The following is a 20,442-nucleotide window of genomic DNA, read 5'->3' as shown; positions in this document are numbered from 1 at the left end:
CGTAATCTGGCAAATCTGACAAAACGCCTGGCAGGAGCAGACAAACACCGTGTGTCTGCCCGCTGTTAGGGTGAGCATGTCGGAAATAAACACAACACCTAAAAATACAAACAACACAACAACATTCAGACGAGGTAACAATGGGAAGCCACTCTCCATTTTCCGCCCGTAAAACGGCGCTGGCCCTGGCAGTCGCGCTGATGTGCAGTTGGCAAACTCCCGTCTTCGCCCACGGCGGTGAAGCTCATATGGTGCCGATGGACAAAACGTTGCAGGATTTCGGGGCCGACGTGCAGTGGGATGACTACGCCCAGATGTTTACCCTTGTCAAAGACGGGGCCTTCGTGAAGGTAAAACCGGGGGCGAAAACCGTCATTGTCAACGGTAAGACCCTGACCTTACAGGTGCCAGTGGTGATGAAAAATAACAAAGCCTGGATTTCGGATACCTTTATCAACGACGTGTTCCAGTCCGGGTTGGATCAGACTTTCCAGGTCGAAAAACGTCCGCATCCATTGAATGCTCTGAGCGCCGATGAAATTAATACCGCGGTAGAGATAGTCAAAGCCGCGCCGGATTTCAAACCTAACACCCGCTTTACGCAGATTTCCCTCGCGGAGCCCGAAAAAGCCAAAGTGTGGGATTTCGTGATGAGCGGCAAAGCCGTGGATGAAGATCGTCTTGCGAATGTGACGATGCTCGATGGCAAGCAGGTGATTGAAAGCCAGGTCGATTTAAAGAATAAAAAAGTGTTGCGCTGGCAGCCGATTAAAGACGCCCACGGCATGGTACTGCTGGATGATTTTGCCACGGTGCAGAGCGTGATAAACGACAGCAAAGCGTTCGCCGAGGCCCTGAAAAAACACGGTATCACCGATACCACTAAAGTTATCACGACGCCGCTGACCGTCGGTTATTTCGATGGCAAAGACGGCCTGAAACAGGAAGACCGTCTGCTGAAAGTGGTGAGCTATATGGACGTGGGTGACGGTAACTACTGGGCGCACCCGATTGAAAACCTGGTGGCGGTGGTTGATCTTGAGCAGAAGAAAATCATCAAGATTGAGGAAGGTCCGGTCGTCCCGGAGCCGCTCACGCCGCGCCCGTACGATGGTCGTGACCGGGTGGCGAAACAGCTTAAGCCATTGGATATCATCGAGCCAGAAGGCAAAAACTACACCATCACCGGGGATATGGTTCACTGGCAGAACTGGGATTTCCACCTGCGTCTCGATTCGCGCGTTGGGCCAATTCTGTCGACCGTGACGTTTAACGACAACGGCACCAAACGCAAAATCATGTATGAAGGTTCGCTTGGCGGGATGATTGTGCCCTACGGCGACCCGGATGTGGGCTGGTACTTTAAAGCCTATCTGGACTCCGGCGATTACGGCATGGGCACCCTCACCTCATCCATCGCCCGGGGCAAAGACGCGCCGTCCAACGCCGTACTGCTGGATGAAACCATCGCCGACTACACCGGCAAACCAATGGGCATTCCACGCGCCATCGCGGTGTTTGAACGCTATGCCGGGCCGGAATATAAGCATCAGGAGATGGGTAAGCCGAACGTCAGCACCGAACGGCGCGAACTGGTTATCCGCTGGATAAGCACCGTCGGCAATTACGATTATATCTTTGACTGGGTATTCCACGAAAACGGCACCATCGGTATTGATGCCGGTGCTACCGGCATTGAAGCGGTGAAAGGCGTGCAGGCCAAAACCATGCATGATCCTTCTGCCAAAGATGACACTCAATATGGCACGCTTATCGATCACAACATCGTCGGTACTACCCATCAGCATATCTACAACTTCCGTCTCGACCTGGACGTGGACGGCGAAAATAATCGTCTGGTGGCGATGGATCCTGACGTGAAGCCAAACACCGCCGGGGGGCCACGGAGCAGTACTATGCAGTTGGATCAGTACAATATCGACCGCGAGCAGCAGGCCGCGCAGAAATTCGACCCGGGCACGATCCGCCTGCTGAGCAACACCAGCAAAGAAAATCGCATGGGCAACCCGGTTTCGTATCAGATTATCCCTTACGCTGGCGGCACGCATCCGGTGGCGACCGGGGCAAAATTCGCGCCTGATGAATGGATTTACCATCGACTGAGTTTTATGGATAAACAGATTTGGGTCACCCGCTACAAACCGGATGAGCGCTACCCGGAAGGCAAATACCCGAACCGTTCAACGCACGATACCGGGCTTGGCGAGTACACCAAAGACAACGAGTCGCTGGACAACCATGACGATGTGGTATGGATTACCACTGGCACCACCCACGTGGCCCGCGCTGAAGAGTGGCCAATTATGCCTACCGAATGGGTACATGCCCTACTCAAGCCGTGGAACTTCTTCAACGAAACGCCGACCCTTGGCGAACAGAAAAAGTAATCTTCAACAACCAAAGGGGCGACGGCCCCTTTTTTGATCCTGGCCGGAGCAGGCACTGATAAGGGATGATATTGTTAGCAGTGATATACTTTAGCTGCGGACAGAATTGAGTAAGGGTCAGGTCATCTTGGTTAATAAAATTCGGAAGGCCACCCTTCTGGCAATTGTCATTCTCACCACTGCCATCTTTTCCGGCCTGCTGTATCGGGAATACGACAGCCTGACGGAATACATGGAGTACATTGCAGAAAACGGCAAATCGGCCTTATTCCATGAAGAGCATATTAATCAGCGCATGGCCTTTGCGCTCTCAACCGCGTTTTCCGCCACCGTGTCACCGGTGGCGGGCGTTAACGATCTCGCCAGCGTGTGCCAAAAGAGTGAACAGGTAAACGGTGTTTACGGCCTGAATCTGACCGGACATACCTTCCCGGCGCTGTCGGGCACGCTGCAAACCCGTGACCCTGACTGCACCCATTGGGCCCGCGACGTACCGGAACTGGCGGCACTCGTTAACGACAAAGCCAGCCCTTCTCCGCGTTATAGCTTTTCAAACTACACGGGTTATGGCTTTGATAACCTGCGCTATTATATCGATCTTGATAAAAACTATGTGTATGTCAATCGACTGATCGACAGCCGCCGTTTTCGCTTCCAAAACTGGCTGGAGCGTGACGGCGACGCCATTACTATCGATACCCACGCCATATCGCTTAATATTGGCCGCCATGCGCTGAACGATTTGCGGCAGGGGAATAATATTGTTTCCCATATTTATAAAGACACTTATACCCATAAGAATATTATCAGCACGCTTAACCCTGTCTATTCTGACGGTATTATAAAAGGGGTAATTGTCACTGATTTCACGATAGACGATCTGTCTACGTCATTTTATACCGCCGAACATCCTATTTTATGGTCATTCCTGACGATATATGTAAAAGACAAGCGCAGCGGGGAAATCATTCAGTTCCACCAGCCGTCATGGTCATTGCTGCCCGTCATGCACTATCAGACGCCAATGACCGTGTATTACACCCTGAATGTGAATCTCGATATTCGGTTTTTTCTGCTGAGTCAACTGTGGCTGATTGCACTGTATTTCATTACTACCCTGCTGCTTTGCCAGTATGCAAATTATCAGCTTAAACGCCATGCGATGCTCGCCCGCGACAACGTCACCGATCCGTTGACCGGCCTGTTTAATCGCAAAATACTCACCGCACAACTGGACGCTAAGCTGCGTGAGCTGTTAATGAAACGTATTAGCGTGACGACCATCGCCGTGGACTGCGATGGGCTGAAGCTCATTAACGATACACTCGGACATCATACCGGTGATGAAGCGATTAAATTACTCGGCACAGCCATCGCCAGCTCATTGCGTAAAAGTGATTACGCGATTCGCTCGGGGGGCGATGAATTTAATATTATCCTGATTGATACCAATCTGAATAAAGCCCGGGAGGTCATGCAGCGTATTAGCGACAAATTACAGCTGATCGACACTCGTCACCTGGTCGCCTTCTCCTGGGGCTGCTATCAAATGCAAAAACAGGACAATCTGGAAGCCGCCTTTATCAAGGCCGATAAATTGATGTACCAACATAAAGAAGGTAAGTATTCGCCACGCAGGCGCTAATCGCTGATGTTATACTTTACAGGCACAACATGTACGAAAAGGATGACGCCAGCGTGTTAAACCCAAAGCAGACGGCCACCCTTGGGGCTATTGTGATAGCCACTTCGGCACTCTTCGCTGGCTTATTATTTCGTGAGTATCAAAGCCTGTATAAATACATGGGATATATTGCCGAAAACGGTAAGTCAGCTTTATTCCACAAATATAAACGTCATCAGTATGATTAATCCCGTTTTTGCCAATGGGAAAATCAACGGGGTGCTGGTCACAGATTTTGATATAGATGATTTATCCACCTCATTTTATACGCCGAAACGCCCCGTTCTATGGTCATTTCTGACCATGTATCTTCAGGATAAAAACAGCGAGGAAGTGATTCAGTTCCACACCCCGAAATATTCTTCTTTTCCGATCATCCATTATCATGAAAATATCACCCGTTATTACACATTAAATGTTCGTCTCGACTTTCAGTATTTCGTGCTGAACAAGCTCTGGTTGTTGGCCGCAACGGCTAGCGGCGAGTAAGTTACGAGCACGCGCGCAAGTTCAACCTTGAGAACGGCAAAACGAAACCAACGGGAATAGTATTCCGTGAAATTACGCCAACCGTACTTTTTTAAGGTGTACATAGTACGCCAAATTAGCGTACTATGTACCTGCACAAGGAGAATGTGCCGTGAATCACGCTATCGAGTTTATTGAAACCCCACTATTTACGCGGCAGATCAAAACCATCGCGACGGACGACGAACTCAAGGAACTGCAAATGAGCTTATCCAGTATCCGACTAAAGGCAACCTCATTCCGCAAACGGGCGGACTGCGCAAAATCCGAATGGCGAGCGGGGCACAAGGGAAAAGCGGTAGCATCCGGGTGATCTATTTTTTAGCCACAGAAGAGAGGGTCTGGTTAATCCTGGCTTACCCGAAAAGTGTCAAAGACACGCTGTCTGATGTTGAGAAAGCATCCCTGAAGAAATTCACCAAATTACTGAAAAATGAGGTGTGACATGACTTTTTTTAACGAACTCAAAGCGTCGCTTGAAGAAGCCGTCGAGATTAAAAAAGGCGACAAAGCCACCGGACGCGTAACCCGCTACGAGATAGCCGACGTCAAAGCAATCAGAGAGCAACTTAATGTTTCTCAAAACGAAATGGCGAAAGCGCTGGGCACCAGCGTCGATACCATCAAAAGTTGGGAAGCCAAAAGACGTAATCCTACTGGGCTCGCCGCGAAGGTGCTGGCCGTCATTCAGTCTAACCCCGCCTTTTTCCACGAACTGGCTGCGCACTGATGATATTACCCTCCCTGACGGGAGGGCTGATCTTATTGCTAGTAACGCACGCACACCGATTTGGTTTCACACCAACCGTCAAGCCAGTCCGGGCCGAAATCGCGTCCGGTGCCCGACTGTTTCATGCCGCCGAACGGCAGATTCGGGTCGATGAGCGTATGACTGTTCACCCAAACCGTCCCCGCCTGTAACCTGTCGCTGTAGCTCAGCGCCTGCGACAGGTTTTGCGTCCAGACGCTGGCTGTCAGGCCGTATTCAGTCTCGTTCGCCAGACGCAGCGCTTCGTCGCCGTCGGCCACCCGCACCAGGTTCACCACCGGGCCAAACACCTCTTCACGGGTCAGACGCAGACGCGCATCAGGATTCACCACCAGCGTTGGGCGCACGTAGTATCCCTCCCCGGCTGGCCCGGCATTGCCGACGATCAGCTCCGCATTATTCTGTTCGGCGTCATGCAGGAAGGCGGCGACTTTATCGCAGTGCACACGCGAGGCCAGGGCGTTGATCTGCGCGCTTTCAGACATCCCCGGCCCGACGCTGAGCGATTTCACCGCCTGCTCAAAGCCGGTGACCAGGGTATCAAACAGCGGCGCCTCGATGTAAATCCGCGAGCTGGCGGCGCACACCTGCCCCTGATTAAGGAAACTCCCCATCATCAGGCCTTCGATGACCCACTGCGGGTCGGCATCTTTCAACACAATCGCCGGATTTTTACCGCCCAGCTCCAGCGTGACGCGGGTGAGTCTGTCCGCCGCCGTGCGCGCAATCTGTTTCCCGGTGGCCGTCGACCCGGTAAAACTGACTTTGGCGACCTGTGGATGCGAGGTCAACGCTGCGCCGCATTCCGCCCCGCTGCCGGTCACCACGTTAAACACCCCTTCAGGAACGCCCGCTTCGGTAGCCAGTTCTGCCACCCGCAGCAGCGTTAACGGCGTGGTTTCGGAAGGCTTAATAACAATCGAGCAGCCTGCCGCCAGGGCGGGCATCACTTTCCACATGCCAATCATCAGCGGGAAGTTCCACGGCACTATGCCTGCCACGACGCCGACCGGCTCTTTACGCGTCCACGCCTGATAGCGCGCCCCCGCCGGAAGCGGAATCGACACATCCAACGTTTGGCCGGTGATTTTGGTCGCCAGCCCGGCGGTATAGCGCATCCAGTTCAGGGTACAGGCCACCTCAAACGCACGAGAAATGTTGATCGATTTCCCCTGCTCCAGGGTTTCCAGCTGCGCCAGCTCTTCGCCATGTTTTTCGACCAAATCGGCAAAGCGCAGCAGGATTCGCTCGCGTTCAGCGGGCATCCGCCCGGCCCAGCGGCGGTCCACGAACGCCCGCCAGGCTGAGGTTACCGCCACGTCCACGTCCGCACGGTTTGCATCCGCCGTGCTGGCGATGGCCTTGCCCGTCGCCGGATCCCAGACGGTCAGCCGCTGGTCGCTTTGCGACGCCTGCTGTGCGCCGTCAATATAAAGCCCGTGCTGGCGCGCCAGAAATTGTTGCACGCTCTCAAGCAGCGCGACCTGTGAATCAGACATATCAGCTCCTTATTACCTTTTACGGTTTCATCCAGTGTAGAAGCCCGCCGCCCATTCCGTTTTGGTCTCTCTGTCATTCGCTTTGTCGCCTGTGACAGCCCTCGCAAACAGTGACAATAGTCAGATTGTCACCTGTCGCGGGTGATAGTTCTTTCGTATAGTCACCAGCAGATGCTTGTTTACGCAACATAAATGCAACAATGTGATAGCACTTAGACGGCTGAGGCAGGATATGGCGCAGATGACCGGCAATGAGCAGTTCCAGCGATGGCTGGCCCAGATAAATCAGGAGTGTGGCAGTTTTGCCGCGCGCCCCTTAGAGGGGGAATTCTTTGGGCATCTGGAAACAGGCTATACCCGGGCGCTTAAACTCAGCACCGTCACCTCTGCCAACGTCAATCTCTACCGCACCAAAAATGAGATTAAGAACCATAGCGACAGCTGGTTTTACACCGTCTTTCAACTGGAAGGCCTGGCGACTATTGAGCAAAACAACCGCCAGACGGTTATCCAGCCAGGTGACATAACCCTGATCGATGCGTCGCGTCCCTGCTCTCTCGTCTGGCAGCAACCCTCTCGCCAGATTTCGCTCCTGTTGCCCAGAAGCTTGCTCGAGCAGCAGCTCCGCGTTGGCGAGGCGCATTGCGTGCAGCGCTTGGGCAAAAACCTGCCCATGGTGCAGATGAGCCACCGATTGTTGCAGGAAAGCATGAGCAATCATGAATTGTCTGGTCGCGAAAGCGAGGCGGCGTTGGAAGCCATTGTCTGCCTGTTACGCCCGGTGTTGCAGCAGCAGGACGTGCAACCCTCGCGGCGTGACCGTCAGTTTGAGAAAGTGGTCCAGCTGATAGAAAGCCATCTCCAGTCAGAAATGCTGCGCCCGGAATGGCTGGCAAATGAAACGGGAATGTCGGTAAGAAGCTTGTACCGCATGTTCGCTGATAAAGGACTGGTAGTGGCGCAATACATCAAAAATCGTCGGCTCGATCTCTGCGCCCGCGAGCTGCGGGGTGCGGCTGATGACGAAAAGTTGGCGGGGATCGGCTTCAGTTGGGGCTTTACCGATCACAGCCATTTCTCGACCGCATTTCGCCAACGGTTTGGCATCTCGCCGGGGGAATACCGCAAACGTCACCGCTGATTATTTCTTCAGCCACTTCCCGTTCAGGCCCTTAACGTATTCGCCCGGTAGCGCACGCGACACCAGCTTCTGTCCGGCCAATTTCGCCACTTCATCGACCGGTAAATTATTACTGTCCGCCAGCTGCTGATAGCTTTCGCTGCGGGCATCGTTGATTTTCTTCACCAATGCCAGCGTGTCTTTATCCTGGGTTATCGGTGCCAGATAACCGGTCAGGGTTTCCCCCACTCGCCCCTGACCACGGGCTTCATCCAGGGTTAGCGCCTGCGCACTTTGCCCGATCAACCCCAGGCCCAGAACGGCGATTAACACGTATTTTTTCATCGCGGTGGCCTCAGAATAAATCGCTGCGCGATTTCAGAAGGTCTTCAACGTCTTTATCGACCTTGATGTGGATCTCATGTTCGATTTTGACATTCATATTGATGGTTATCGGCTCCTTCGGGGCCGCCACCTCAATGCGCGGCGTACAGCCACTGAGGGTTAAGGCGGCCAGCCCGCTCAGCATGGCGGTTGTTGCTTTCATTATTGCTCCTTACATTCCTTGCCTGCCTGGCAGCGCGGGCCGGGAAGGACCGCGTTTTGCTCAAGCCATGCCTGAAGATTGTCGCCAAAGCGCAAACTGCGCCAGAGATCGAACTCGTTCTCTTGATGGGTATAGTTTAAATTGACGGTACTGCTTTTGCCGTCCACCCGACCGGTGCCGGTCACGGTGGATTGCAGCGTAAGCAGGCCGAGATTATCGAGATTGATTTTGGTCCACGAGCGGGAAATTTCCATATAACGCAGCCAGTTAATGGCAGCCCCGGCGACCATATTGTCTTCCACCACCGCATCGGCGGTGTCTTTGTCCAGACGCAGCGTCATCGGTCCGGGATTCATCAGCCAGCCGTCTTTGATTATCCATTTCTCGTTATCCAGCCACAGCGGCAACGCCCCGCTCACCGGACCGGACATCGTAAACTGCTTTGGATTCACCGCGCTAATCAGTTCGCTCGATGAGATGTTTTGTACCCGCAGCAGGGCGGGATCGTGCTGCGGCATCCGCAGTTGCAGCATCGACAGTTTCCCGCCGAGAATGTCCACATTGACGTCGCTGAGCAGCAGTGGATTGCTTTCACTCCACGGATAGCTGCCCTGCAAATCGGCGGTGAAGTTTTGCGCTGTCACCTGGTTGACGATTTCGCCAATCCGTAGCGATACCGGGCCGCGCGTCCCCAACTGCCACACGCCCTCACTAAAACGAAACGGCAGCGCGAAATCCACACCGTTGAGCTGATTATCCGGCATCCAGGCGCTACCGCCTTTCAGTACCCCGTGCCCACCGGCTTCAAAACCCTGTCCAGGTGCGGCGGAAAACGCCACCTGGGCGTACAGTGACCCATCCCGCAGGTTCATTTTCCAGTCCGGTGGCACCAGCGGCTGGAACACCGTCAGTGACTGTTTCGGCCACCAGGCTTGCCCGCGCAGACGTTCGCCATCCCAGCGGCCAGTGACCCGCACCGGGCCGATAGCTTCGGCATGCAGATCGCCTTTAAACTGGAACCAGGTCGGATCCCGACCGTCAACGCTAAATTTGAGCGTTGACGGGGGTAACAGGCTGCCGCCGCTGAAATGCGTTTCACCGGCATCCAGGGACAACGCCCCGGTCAACGACGGATGTTGTTGGTTGCGAATCCAGTGAATCGGTTTCTCGAGCACCAGCCGCGGCTGGTTCACGGTCATAGTGCCGTATTTTAGCTGGTCGAAACCTGTCGACAGGCTATTCAGCACGATAGCGCTGTCGCGCCATTCCCCTTCCCCTTTGACATCCCAGCGCGCCTGCATCGGCGTGAAATGCCCGTCGCCCCAGTAGCGCCAGCGCCAACTGCCGGTATCCGGCAGGAAGTTGTCGGCCTGTCCGTCGAGGTGTAATACAAAATCACCCATCTCTTGTTCATGCGCGCGCAGAATTGCCTGAAGTCGGCCATCTACACCCTCACGACTGAGATGCACGCCCGCCAGCGGCCAGCGAATTTCATCAATGTTTAGCGAGTCAATAATACGTCCGCGAGAACGCAGTAACGAACCGGGCTCAAAGCCGAGCTTGGGGTCAGTCAGCGGGCCGCTGAGCTGCGCCGGAAGAACGGCGTACAGCACCAGACTGTCATATTTAGCTTCGCCGGTAAGCTGTAGCGGCATAGCACTATTGTCCATGCTGAGCGTGCCAGGTCCGATGGTCAGCACGGCGTTACCTTTCCCGGCCGCGCCCTGTGTCAGTACGTTCAGGCGACCGCTGATCAGCATTTTATCCAGCCCCTGTTGCCAGTTATCCACCTTCAGGCCCAGTCTGCCGCTCAGCGGAATACCTTCCAGCCACGGCCAGTTCCAGCGTCCATCGCTGATGGTCAGGCGTTCACGGGTCAGTTCCCACGGCAAATCAAGCAACGGTTCCGTGTTTCCGCGTTCCATCACCACCAGTTGGCCCTGATTCTCACGCCACTCGAGTTCAGCATCGACCAGCGCGGAAGGATTGGGAACCTGGAAGGTGGAAACCACATGACCGTTGACCGGCAGACCGTCAGGCACCAGCGGCAGGGTGAACTCACCCACCAGTTTGATCGGCGGTTTATCAGCCTGCACCTGCGCCTCAAAGCGTTTGACGGTCAGCTTTTGCCCTTTCAGGTTGGCCTGTAAATCGACCGCATCGCCGTTGTAGCTCAGTTCCTGCATTGACGGCGTCAATGATACCGCCAGCTTGCCCTGCCATTTTTCCCACGGCGACAGGCGCAGCTGGTCGATAGTCAACCAGCTGTTAGGCAGCATCGATTGCCATTCGGCGAGGCTACGCGGCGCGCCCGGCGTTGGGGTGCTTTCAGGGAGTTTGCTCAGACAAGCGGAGTTGATATCAAGCGCGCCGATGTGTAACCGCCAGCGGCTCGGGTGCGACAGTTCTGCGTCGTTTACCTGCGCCAGCTGGCAGTCGCCCACCAGATAACGCAACGCGGGAATGTGCAACGCATTCCGAGTGATTCGAGGACTTTGATCGAGCGCGATTCGCGTACCCGCCGGAAGCCAGATCCCGGCCAGAGTCGGCACCCAATGCGTCAGCGTCAATAACAGCGTGAGCGGCAGAAGTGCCAGTAACAGCAGTAGCGCAATCGCGGCTTTCCAGGTACCCTTCATGGGCGGTTAACATCCTGATTTGTTGTAATTAAAAGCCGAAGTGGCGCGTATTGTGGCATGTTTAGCCCACCCGTTAAAGTCACCGTCAGGTTTAAGCATAGATGTTGAAGTTTGTCCCTTCCTGAAACAACGGCCATTCATGCTCTACACTCTCTGTATAACCTGATGATTAAACTAAAGTTTAAAATTTGTATGATTATTTGAAATATGCTACCGTGACGTTAATATCACTGGAGAAAAGTCTTATGAAAATCGCAGTTTACAGCACAAAGCAGTACGATAAAAAGTATCTGCAAGATGTTAATGATGCATTTGGCTTTGAACTTGAATTTTTCGACTTCCTTTTAACCGAAAAGACCGCCAAAACAGCTAACGGCTGCGACGCGGTGTGTATTTTCGTCAATGATGACGGCAGTCGCCCGGTTCTGGAAGAGCTTAAAAAACATGGCGTGAAATACATCGCCCTGCGCTGCGCGGGCTTTAATAATGTCGATCTTGATGCCGCGAAAGAGCTCAGTTTGCGCGTGGTTCGCGTTCCGGCCTATTCGCCTGAAGCCGTCGCCGAGCATGCAATTGGCCTGATGATGTCGTTGAACCGTCGTATTCACCGTGCCTATCAACGCACCCGTGACGCTAACTTCTCGCTGGAAGGTCTGTGTGGTTTCACCATGCACGGAAAAACGGCGGGCGTGGTCGGCACCGGGAAAATCGGGGTCGCCACCCTGCGCATTTTGAAAGGCTTCGGCATGAAGCTGCTGGCGTTCGATCCGTATCCGAGCGCAGCGGCGCTGGATTTAGGCGTGGAATATGTCGATTTGCCCACCCTGTTCTCGCAGTCGGACGTTATCTCCCTGCACTGCCCCCTGACGCCAGAAAACTATCATCTGCTGAACCACAGCGCGTTCGAGCAGATGAAAGACGGCGTGATGGTGATCAACACCAGTCGCGGCGGCCTGATTGATTCGCAGGCGGCGATTGAAGCGTTGAAAAACCAGAAAATTGGCGCGCTGGGGATGGACGTGTATGAGAACGAACGCGATCTTTTCTTTGAAGATAAGTCGAACGACGTTATCCAGGATGACGTGTTCCGTCGCCTGTCAGCCTGCCACAACGTGCTGTTTACCGGTCATCAGGCGTTCCTGACCGCCGAAGCGCTGACCAGCATTTCAGAAACCACGCTGGAAAACCTGCGCCTGATCGATAACGGCGAATCCACGCCGAACGCACTGGTTTAACCATTTTTGCTCCCCGCCCTCGGGGAGCATTTTCAGATAAGCCCTGGTCACACGCGCCGTACTAGAGTGTCATTCTGATTCAGAATTATTTATTTGGTGAATATCTAATGAACAATAAGAAAGTGAGTGTAACGCTGCTGGCTGCAGGAATGATGTTGGCGGGCTGCGTGTCCACCAGCAAAGTGACGACCCAGCCGGAGCAGCTTCAGCACCATCGTTTTGTGCTGGAAAGTGTGAACGGTAAGAATGTAACCAGTCAAAAGCCACTCGAACTGAGCTTTGGCGAAAAAATGCATATTTCCGGCAACATGTGTAATCAGTTTACCGGGGAAGGAAAGCTGTCTGACGGCGAGCTGAAAGTGAAGAATCTGGCCATGACCCGCATGATGTGTACCGATCCGCAGCTGAATCAGTTGGACAATACCCTGAGCGCGATGCTGCACGAAGGTGTGCAGGTTGACCTCACCGAAAACCAATTAACGTTAGCCACGTCAAATGATTCGCTGGTGTATAAGCTCGCCGATCTGATGAACTAATAGTTACCGCAGGTCCCGGTGGCAAGCGACTGCTCGCTGCATCGCTTGCCATTGGGTAATGCGCACATCCCGATAGCGGAACCGTCAAGCTGACGCGCTACCGATAACGCCCCACCAATCATCGCGCAATTCGCCTGCCCGGAATCCGACATTGCCGCACGCATTCCTGGCGAGACGTGTGCCGCCGTGGCCTGCTGTTCTGGTTCACTGCTGCATGCCGATAACAACAGTGCCGCGCACCCTACCCAAAAAGCTGCTCGCATTCTTTTCATTCCCCTGTCAAATACATTCGCAAAACCTGTTCATAATAGGCAGCAAGCGGCCTGCCGTCGAGAGACGAGGCGCGCATTTCGTCGTTCTGAAACATTTGCTGTCAATTTAATGGCGTTTAATTGATCTCCTCACGGGTCAAACAAACATCAAGGACACAAAAGCAAAAATGGCTTTTCCCGTGCTTTGCTAAAATAGAAGGATAACTACAGGACTCGTCGACGTATCACGGGTCCCTTTTCTTGCGCAATGTAAGGGTGTCACATGATTACAACCGACGGTAATGGCGCGTGCGCCTCGGTGGCGTTCCGCACCAGCGAAGTGATCGCCATCTACCCGATCACACCCAGCTCAACGATGGCAGAACAAGCCGATGCCTGGGCGGGGAACGGACTGAAAAACGTCTGGGGTGATGTGCCTCGGGTGGTGGAAATGCAATCCGAGGCAGGGGCAATTGCTGCAGTGCATGGCGCGTTGCAGACCGGGGCCCTCTCCACCTCATTTACCTCTTCACAGGGATTGTTGTTGATGATCCCGACCCTGTACAAACTGGCCGGTCAATTGACGCCGTTTGTGCTGCACGTCGCCGCGCGAACCGTGGCCACGCACGCGCTGTCGATTTTTGGCGATCACTCCGACGTGATGGCTATTCGTCAAACCGGTTGTGCGATGCTTAGCGCCGCCAACGTGCAGGAAGCGCAGGATTTCGCGCTGATCTCGCATATCGCCACCCTCAAAAGCCGGGTGCCTTTCATTCATTTCTTTGATGGTTTCCGCACCTCGCATGAAATCAACAAAATCGTGCCGCTGGCGGATGACACTATTCTCAATCTGCTGCCTCAGGCAGAAATAGACGCGCACCGTGAACGCGCCCTAAACCCGGAGCATCCGGTTATCCGTGGCACCTCCGCCAATCCGGATACCTATTTCCAGTCACGTGAAGCGACCAACCCGTGGTACGACGCGGTGTATGCCCACGTTGAGCAGGCGATGAACGACTTTGCCGCCGCGACCGGTCGCCAGTACAAACCCTTTGAGTATTACGGGCATCCGCAGGCTGAACGGGTCATCGTGTTGATGGGTTCCGGGATCGGCACCTGTGAAGAAGTTGTCGATGAACTCCTGACCCGGGGCGAGAAAGTCGGGGTACTGAAAGTGCGTCTGTATCGTCCGTTCTCCGCGGAGCATCTGCTGGCAGAAATCCCGGACAGCGTGAAAACTCTCGCGGTCCTGGACCGTACTAAAGAACCGGGTGCGCACGCCGAACCGCTGTATCTCGACGTGATGACCGCCCTGGCGGAAGCCTTTAATCGCGGGGAACGTGAAACCTTGCCTCGGGTGATCGGCGGTCGCTATGGCCTGTCATCGAAAGAGTTTGGCCCCGACTGCGTGCTGGCGGTATTCAATGAGCTTAGCGCGGCCAAACCTAAACCGCGCTTCACCGTCGGCATTTACGACGATGTGACCAACCTTTCCCTGCTGCTGCCGGAAAACACCCTGCCGTCCACCGCCAAACTTGAAGCGCTGTTTTACGGGCTGGGCAGCGACGGCAGCGTGTCCGCCACCAAGAACAACATCAAAATTATCGGTAACTCGACGCCGTGGTACGCCCAGGGCTATTTCGTGTATGACTCGAAAAAAGCCGGTGGCCTGACGGTGTCGCATCTTCGGGTGTCTGAACAGCCAGTACGCTCGGCGTATCTGGTGTCGCAAGCTGATTTTGTCGGCTGTCATCAGCTGCAATTTATCGACAAATACCCGATGGCAGAGCGTCTGAAGCCAGGCGGCATTTTCTTGCTCAACACGCCGTACAGCGCCGATGAGGTGTGGTCGCGTCTGCCGCAGGAAGTTCAGGCGGTACTCAATCAGAAACAGGCCCGTTTTTACGTGGTCAACGCGGCCAAAATTGCCCGTGAATGCGGTCTGGCGGCTCGTATCAACACCGTGATGCAGATGGCTTTCTTCCAGCTGACGCAAATTTTGCCCGGCGACAGCGCGCGGGTAGAACTGCAGGGCGCGATCGCCAAAAGCTACAGCAGCAAAGGTCAGGAACTGGTTGAGCGTAACTGGCAGGCGCTGGCAATGGCGCGCGAACTGTTGGCTGAAGTCACACTCCAGCCGGTTGATACGAATAGCCCGAATCGTCCGCCGGTGGTTTCCGATGCCGCGCCTGATTTTGTCAAAACCGTGACCGCCGCCATGCTGGCGGGTCTGGGCGATGCGCTTCCCGTTTCGGCCCTGCCGCCAGACGGCACCTGGCCGGTCGGCACCACCCGTTGGGAAAAACGCAACATCGCCGAAGAAATTCCTATCTGGAAAGAAGATCTCTGTACTCAGTGTAACCACTGCGTCGCGGCGTGCCCGCACTCGGCCATTCGCGCCAAAGTGGTGTCGCCTGAGGAGATGGAACATGCCCCTGCCAGCCTGCATTCGCTGGACGTGAAATCCCGCGATATGCGCGGGCAGAAATATGTCCTGCAGGTGGCCCCGGAAGACTGCACCGGCTGTAATCTGTGCGTCGAAGTCTGCCCGGCGAAAGACCGTCAGGATCCGGAGATCAAGGCCATCAATATGATGTCGCGCCTTGAGCACGTCGAAGAAGAGAAAGTGAATTATGACTTCTTCCTCGACCTGCCGGAAATCGACAAAACCAAACTGGAACGCATCGATATTCGTACCTCGCAGCTGATCACCCCGCTGTTCGAATACTCGGGCGCCTGTTCCGGCTGCGGCGAAACGCCCTACATCAAGCTGCTAACCCAGCTGTATGGCGACCGAATGATGATTGCCAATGCCACCGGCTGCTCATCTATTTACGGTGGCAACCTGCCCTCCACCCCGTACACCACCGACATTAACGGTCGCGGCCCGGCGTGGGCGAACTCACTGTTCGAAGATAACGCCGAATTCGGCCTCGGGTTCCGTTTGTCGGTCGATCAACATCGTCAACGCGTGATGCGCCTGCTCGAGACCTTCGCCGATAAGCTGCCCGCCGACCTGAACGAAGCTTTACATGCTGACGCTGCCCCGGAAGCGCGCCGGGAGCAGGTTGCGGCGTTACGTCAGCACCTTCAGGGCGTGGACGAGGCTGCCGAACTGTTGACCGATGCCGATGCGCTGGTTGAGAAATCGATCTGGCTGATTGGTGGCGACGGCTGGGCCTACGATATTGGCTTTGGTGGTCTCGACCATGTACTGAGCCTGACCGAGAACGTCAATATTCTGGTGCTCGATACCCAGTGTTATTCCAACACCGGCGGTCAGGCATCGAAAGCGACGCCTCTGGGTGCAGTGACCAAGTTTGGTGAGCACGGCAAGCGTAAAGCGCGTAAAGATTTGGGTGTGAGTATGATGATGTACGGTCATGTCTACGTCGCGCAAATATCGCTGGGCGCGCAGCTCAACCAGACGGTGAAAGCCATTCAGGAAGCGGAAGCGTATCCGGGCCCGTCGCTGATCATTGCCTACAGTCCGTGCGAGGAGCATGGCTATGACCTGGCCCTGAGTCACGATCAGATGCGTCAGCTCACCGCTACCGGCTTCTGGCCGCTGTATCGCTTTGATCCCCGTCGGGCCGATGAAGGCAAACTCCCGCTGGCACTGGATTCACGTCCGCCGTCAGATGCCCTCGCCGACACGCTGATGAAAGAGCAGCGTTTCCGTCGTCTGAATGCTCAACAGCCTGAGGTTGCCGAGCAGTTGTGGAAAGATGCGGCGGCTGATTTACAAAAACGCTATGACTTCCTGGCGCAGATGGCAGGCAAGGCGGAAAAATCAGCTAGCGATTAATGGCTATCCGTTTATTTATTTTTAAATAAAAAAAGCCCGAACAATCGTTCGGGCTTGTCATTTGAATGTTGACAAATATAGGAATCACATAACGACACACAGCAACATAACTATTTGCGTGACAATATAGGCATATAACGCACGCATCATAGCCGGATTTATCTTAACTGTATAATTCTCACCACGAATGAATCACATCAAAACATTCACCACATCAATCAAGATTTCAGTTGAATTATTTTATGCAGAATTTACTCATATAGTAACAATTGAATCTTACCTTCTTTAGATATCTCTACATTAGCATGGCCCTACTTCCCTTAAGGAAGGCAGAGTATAAAAACAGCTTAAAGGATTATTAAAATGAAAAGAAAAGTACTGGCACTCGTTATCCCTGCATTATTAAGCGCAGGCGCTGTTCACGCGGCAGAAATCTATAACAAAGACGGCAACAAACTCGACCTGTACGGTAAAGTTGATGGTCTGCACTACTTCTCCGATAACGATGGTGCAAATGGCGATCAGTCTTACATCCGTATTGGCTTCAAAGGTGAAACTCAGATTACCGACCAACTGACCGGTTACGGCCAGTGGGAATACAACGTTCAGGCGAACAACACTGAAGGCTCCAGCGATCAGGCATGGACTCGTCTGGGCTTCGCAGGTCTGAAATTCGGCGACTACGGTTCATTCGACTACGGTCGTAACTACGGCGTCCTGTACGACGTAGAAGCATGGACCGACGTTCTGCCAGAGTTCGGTGGCGACTCTTACTCTAAAGCCGACAACTTCATGACCAACCGTGCTAACGGTGTTGCAACCTACCGTAACAGCGACTTCTTCGGTCTGGTTGACGGCCTGAACTTTGCTGTTCAGTACCAGGGCAAAAACGAGAACCCAGGTTCTGGCGAAGGTACCAACAACAACAACGGCCGTAACCTGAAAAATGCGAACGGCGACGGTTGGGGTATCTCCACCACTTATGACTTCGGCGAAGGCTTCAGCGCAGGTGCTGCGTATGCGTCTTCTGACCGTACTAACGACCAGATTAACTACTCCACTGCCGGCGGCGACAAAGCTGACGCATGGACTGCTGGTCTGAAATATGACGCCAACAACATCTACCTGGCGACCATGTATTCTGAAACCCGTAACATGACTCCATACGGCGACCAGGATACTACCGTTGCGAACAAAACTCAGAACTTCGAAGTGACTGCCCAGTACCAGTTCGACTTCGGTCTGCGTCCGGAAGTGTCCTACCTACAGTCTAAAGGTAAGGACCTGAACAACATCGACGGGACTTCCGCTGGCGATCAGGATCTGCTGAAATATGTTTCTGTTGGTGCGACCTACTACTTCAACAAAAACATGTCCACCTACGTTGATTACAAAATCAACCTGCTGGATGACAACACCTTCACCAATAATAACGGCATCAACACTGATGACGTTGTTGCTTTAGGTCTGGTTTACCAGTTCTAATTCGGCACACTGTGTTGTAATAAACCCGCCTTCACCGGCGGGTTTTTTTATCCCTTATTTTGGCGATGACCGCAAATATCCCCGCGGGTTCCTCAGGAATATCTCATCTGTAAGAAACGGCTGATTTAAATGTAACAGCGATCAAATGCGTGGCTGCTATTTCTACCGCACAAAATGAATAAAACGCCCTGCTGATAGATTGTTTTTTACGCGGCGTGGATGATATTCTACAAACCCGGAAGACTATTTTTAATACTATCCGTTTTTCTTCCGGTTTTGCTGCTCTACAGTGGTTTTATCATAACTGGAGATAAAATCATGAACAGTGTCCACACCTGGTTACGCAACCTCAAGAGTGCCTGGTTGAATGAGCCTTCCAATTGCCACGGCCTTGGCCCGCTTTACCTGACGCCTGACCAACGTTACGCCCTGCTGAAAGACCTGATGATGCCGGTCAGTGAAAGCAAAAAACCCGGCAACTAAATCCATTGCGACAGAAATCACGCTGGCATTCGGCGCTGTAATCCGTACCATACACGCCAGATTATCGATAGGGCAGCCGCAGATTATTGCTACAATCCATCATGAATCCAGATGTTCGTCAGTGCTCCTGACGCTGGCTGCCATTTACCTACGACCAGAGCCATCATTAAATGTCGCAAAATCAAGAAATTAGCAAAAAAGAAACTTATAACCTGAACAAACTTCAAAAACGTCTGCGTCGTAACGTGGGCGAAGCCATTGCCGACTACAACATGATTGAAGAAGGCGATCGCATTATGGTGTGCCTGTCAGGCGGCAAAGACAGCTACACAATGCTCGAAATTTTACGCAATTTGCAGCAGAGCGCCCCGGTCAACTTCAGCCTGGTGGCGGTTAACCTCGATCAGAAGCAGCCTGGCTTCCCGGAACACATTCTGCCAGCGTATCTCGAGGATCTCGGCGTTGAATATAAGATCGTCGAAGAGAACACCTACGGCATCGTAAAAGAGAAGATCCCGGAAGGTAAAACCACCTGCTCCCTCTGCTCTCGTCTGCGCCGCGGGATTTTGTATCGCACCGCCACGGAACTGGGTGCGACCAAAATCGCCCTCGGACACCATCGCGACGACATTCTGCAAACCCTGTTCCTCAACATGTTCTACGGCGGAAAAATGAAAGGCATGCCGCCGAAGCTGATGAGCGACGACGGGAAGCACATTGTTATTCGCCCGCTGGCCTACTGCCGTGAGAAAGACATCGAGCGCTTCTCGCAGGCGAAAGCATTCCCGATTATTCCATGCAACCTGTGTGGCTCGCAGCCAAACCTGCAACGCCAGGTGATCGGCGATATGCTGCGCGACTGGGATAAACGTTATCCGGGCCGCATTGAAACCATGTTCAGCGCGATGCAGAACGTTGTCCCTTCTCACCTGTGCGATACCGAACTGTTCGACTTTAAAGGTCTGCAACACGGTGCTGAAGTGGTGAACGGCGGTGATTTGGCGTTTGACCGGGAAGAGATCCCTTTGCAGCCTGCGGGATGGCAGCCAGAAGATGAAGAGAACGACGTCATGGCAAATCGCCTGGATATCGTCGAGATCAAATAAGTCTCCTGCTGAATCATGATGAAGCCCTCTTTCGAGGGCTTTTTTTATGTTCCCGCGTTACGCATAAGGCGGCGGGTCGATAATCGGATGCGGATCGGGGTCCAGGGGTGGGTCGGGTATCGGCTGTGGCCGGGGAATCGGATCGGGCACCGGAACAGGGTCGGTCGGAATCGGGTCACTCAGTCGCCACGTCATGTTTGCCTCCAGGTCGTCGGGTGTACTCTTAAGGGTAGAAGCTGGGCGGGCGGAGGCAAAAATAAATATCCTCCGGCATAGCCGGAGGTTTTTCATGTGCGCCTATAAGGCTCTGTTACCAGCCGCGCCCTAGCAGGCGCATCGCGATC

General features: G+C 53.8%; 17 protein-coding genes and 2 pseudogenes. 13 read left to right on the top strand and 6 right to left on the bottom strand.

Translation table 11 applies throughout. The features are described from left to right. Nucleotides 1-140: 140 nt before the first annotated feature. The 6 genes and pseudogenes from tynA to nadS all read left to right on the top strand — a co-directional run bounded on the left by tynA (nucleotide 141) and on the right by nadS (nucleotide 5,350). Complete coding sequence (tynA, locus tag ACG0Z5_RS16355) at nucleotides 141-2,408, top strand: primary-amine oxidase (protein WP_394449267.1); 2,268 nt, start codon at nucleotides 141-143, stop codon at nucleotides 2,406-2,408. 127 nt (nucleotides 2,409-2,535) lie between these two features. Then, nucleotides 2,536-4,053, top strand: a complete 1,518-nt coding sequence (gene dgcJ / locus ACG0Z5_RS16350) for a diguanylate cyclase DgcJ (RefSeq protein ID WP_394449264.1) — start codon at nucleotides 2,536-2,538, stop codon at nucleotides 4,051-4,053. 29 nt (nucleotides 4,054-4,082) lie between these two features. Continuing rightward, nucleotides 4,083-4,280: a hypothetical protein gene (locus ACG0Z5_RS16345; protein WP_394449261.1), complete on the top strand. Its 198-nt coding sequence runs from the start codon at nucleotides 4,083-4,085 to the stop codon at nucleotides 4,278-4,280. Next, complete coding sequence (locus ACG0Z5_RS16340) at nucleotides 4,273-4,581, top strand: GAPES1 domain-containing protein (RefSeq protein ID WP_394449259.1); 309 nt, start codon at nucleotides 4,273-4,275, stop codon at nucleotides 4,579-4,581. Before ACG0Z5_RS16345 ends, ACG0Z5_RS16340 begins: the two co-directional genes overlap by 8 nt. 151 nt (nucleotides 4,582-4,732) lie before the next feature. Further along, nucleotides 4,733-5,064 (top strand): annotated as a pseudogene (locus ACG0Z5_RS16335) (type II toxin-antitoxin system RelE/ParE family toxin). 1 nt (nucleotide 5,065) lies between these two features. Then, complete coding sequence (gene nadS / locus ACG0Z5_RS16330) at nucleotides 5,066-5,350, top strand: NadS family protein (protein ID WP_394449256.1); 285 nt, start codon at nucleotides 5,066-5,068, stop codon at nucleotides 5,348-5,350. 38 nt (nucleotides 5,351-5,388) lie between these two features. On the opposite strand, the gene ACG0Z5_RS16325 is transcribed toward nadS, so the two are convergent. Further along, nucleotides 5,389-6,888 carry an aldehyde dehydrogenase family protein gene (locus ACG0Z5_RS16325; RefSeq protein ID WP_394449253.1) on the bottom strand — a complete coding sequence of 500 codons (1,500 nt, stop codon included), beginning with the start codon at nucleotides 6,886-6,888 and terminating at the stop codon, nucleotides 5,389-5,391. Between the two features lie 232 nt (nucleotides 6,889-7,120). Here ACG0Z5_RS16325 and feaR point away from each other — a divergent pair, with 232 nt between their 5' ends. Then, nucleotides 7,121-8,029: a transcriptional regulator FeaR gene (gene feaR, locus ACG0Z5_RS16320; RefSeq protein WP_394449250.1), complete on the top strand. Its 909-nt coding sequence runs from the start codon at nucleotides 7,121-7,123 to the stop codon at nucleotides 8,027-8,029. Here feaR and ACG0Z5_RS16315 read toward each other — a convergent pair whose 3' ends face one another. From ACG0Z5_RS16315 to ACG0Z5_RS16305, 3 genes are read right to left on the bottom strand one after another with little or no spacing between them, the layout of a single operon-like run. Further along, nucleotides 8,030-8,353, bottom strand: coding sequence for a YdbL family protein (locus ACG0Z5_RS16315; protein ID WP_394449247.1), 324 nt, complete (start codon nucleotides 8,351-8,353; stop codon nucleotides 8,030-8,032). It abuts the gene before it with no gap. A gap of 10 nt (nucleotides 8,354-8,363) precedes the next feature. Continuing rightward, the gene (locus tag ACG0Z5_RS16310) at nucleotides 8,364-8,555 is read right to left on the bottom strand and encodes a YnbE family lipoprotein (RefSeq protein WP_319630187.1); all 192 of its coding nucleotides are present in this window, start codon (nucleotides 8,553-8,555) and stop codon (nucleotides 8,364-8,366) included. After that, nucleotides 8,555-11,194 (bottom strand): YdbH family protein, encoded by a 2,640-nt coding sequence (locus tag ACG0Z5_RS16305; protein WP_394449244.1) that lies wholly within the window; start codon nucleotides 11,192-11,194, stop codon nucleotides 8,555-8,557. Before ACG0Z5_RS16305 ends, ACG0Z5_RS16310 begins: the two co-directional genes overlap by 1 nt. Before the next feature lie 245 nt (nucleotides 11,195-11,439). Here ACG0Z5_RS16305 and ACG0Z5_RS16300 point away from each other — a divergent pair, with 245 nt between their 5' ends. Together ACG0Z5_RS16300 and hslJ are read left to right on the top strand one after the other, a co-directional pair. Further along, entirely contained in the window at nucleotides 11,440-12,429 is a 990-nt protein-coding gene (locus tag ACG0Z5_RS16300; RefSeq protein ID WP_394449241.1) for a 2-hydroxyacid dehydrogenase, read from the top strand. Between the two features lie 107 nt (nucleotides 12,430-12,536). Further along, nucleotides 12,537-12,965 carry a heat shock protein HslJ gene (gene hslJ, locus ACG0Z5_RS16295; protein WP_394449238.1) on the top strand — a complete coding sequence of 143 codons (429 nt, stop codon included), beginning with the start codon at nucleotides 12,537-12,539 and terminating at the stop codon, nucleotides 12,963-12,965. On the opposite strand, the gene ACG0Z5_RS16290 is transcribed toward hslJ, so the two are convergent. Next, on the bottom strand, nucleotides 12,962-13,228 hold the full coding sequence (locus ACG0Z5_RS16290) for a DUF333 domain-containing protein (protein WP_394449235.1): 267 nt from the start codon (nucleotides 13,226-13,228) through the stop codon (nucleotides 12,962-12,964). The genes hslJ and ACG0Z5_RS16290 overlap by 4 nt on opposite strands. Before the next feature lie 271 nt (nucleotides 13,229-13,499). Between ACG0Z5_RS16290 and nifJ the strand changes: the two genes are divergently transcribed. From nifJ to ttcA, 4 genes are all read left to right on the top strand, one after another. Then, nucleotides 13,500-17,024, top strand: a complete 3,525-nt coding sequence (gene nifJ / locus ACG0Z5_RS16285; RefSeq protein WP_394449232.1) for a pyruvate:ferredoxin (flavodoxin) oxidoreductase — start codon at nucleotides 13,500-13,502, stop codon at nucleotides 17,022-17,024. A 363-nt stretch (nucleotides 17,025-17,387) separates the two neighbouring features. Further along, on the top strand, nucleotides 17,388-18,509 hold the full coding sequence (gene ompC / locus ACG0Z5_RS16280; RefSeq protein WP_394449229.1) for a porin OmpC: 1,122 nt from the start codon (nucleotides 17,388-17,390) through the stop codon (nucleotides 18,507-18,509). Nucleotides 18,510-18,827: 318 nt separating this feature from the next. Next, a complete protein-coding gene (locus ACG0Z5_RS16275) occupies nucleotides 18,828-18,992 on the top strand; it encodes a hypothetical protein (RefSeq protein ID WP_394449226.1) in 165 nt (54 codons plus the stop codon). Between the two features lie 170 nt (nucleotides 18,993-19,162). Further along, complete coding sequence (gene ttcA / locus ACG0Z5_RS16270; RefSeq protein WP_394449223.1) at nucleotides 19,163-20,098, top strand: tRNA 2-thiocytidine(32) synthetase TtcA; 936 nt, start codon at nucleotides 19,163-19,165, stop codon at nucleotides 20,096-20,098. Between the two features lie 90 nt (nucleotides 20,099-20,188). Here the strand turns inward: ttcA and ACG0Z5_RS16265 are convergent. Next, nucleotides 20,189-20,293 (bottom strand): annotated as a pseudogene (locus tag ACG0Z5_RS16265) (hypothetical protein); the annotation flags it as partial. Between the last annotated feature and the right edge of the window lie 149 nt (nucleotides 20,294-20,442).

Source organism: Scandinavium sp. M-37 (assembly GCF_043558715.1).
Lineage (GTDB): Bacteria > Pseudomonadota > Gammaproteobacteria > Enterobacterales > Enterobacteriaceae > Scandinavium > Scandinavium vulneris_A.
Note: the sequence above shows the minus strand (reverse complement) of the source record. Positions and strands in the feature narration are given on the sequence as shown.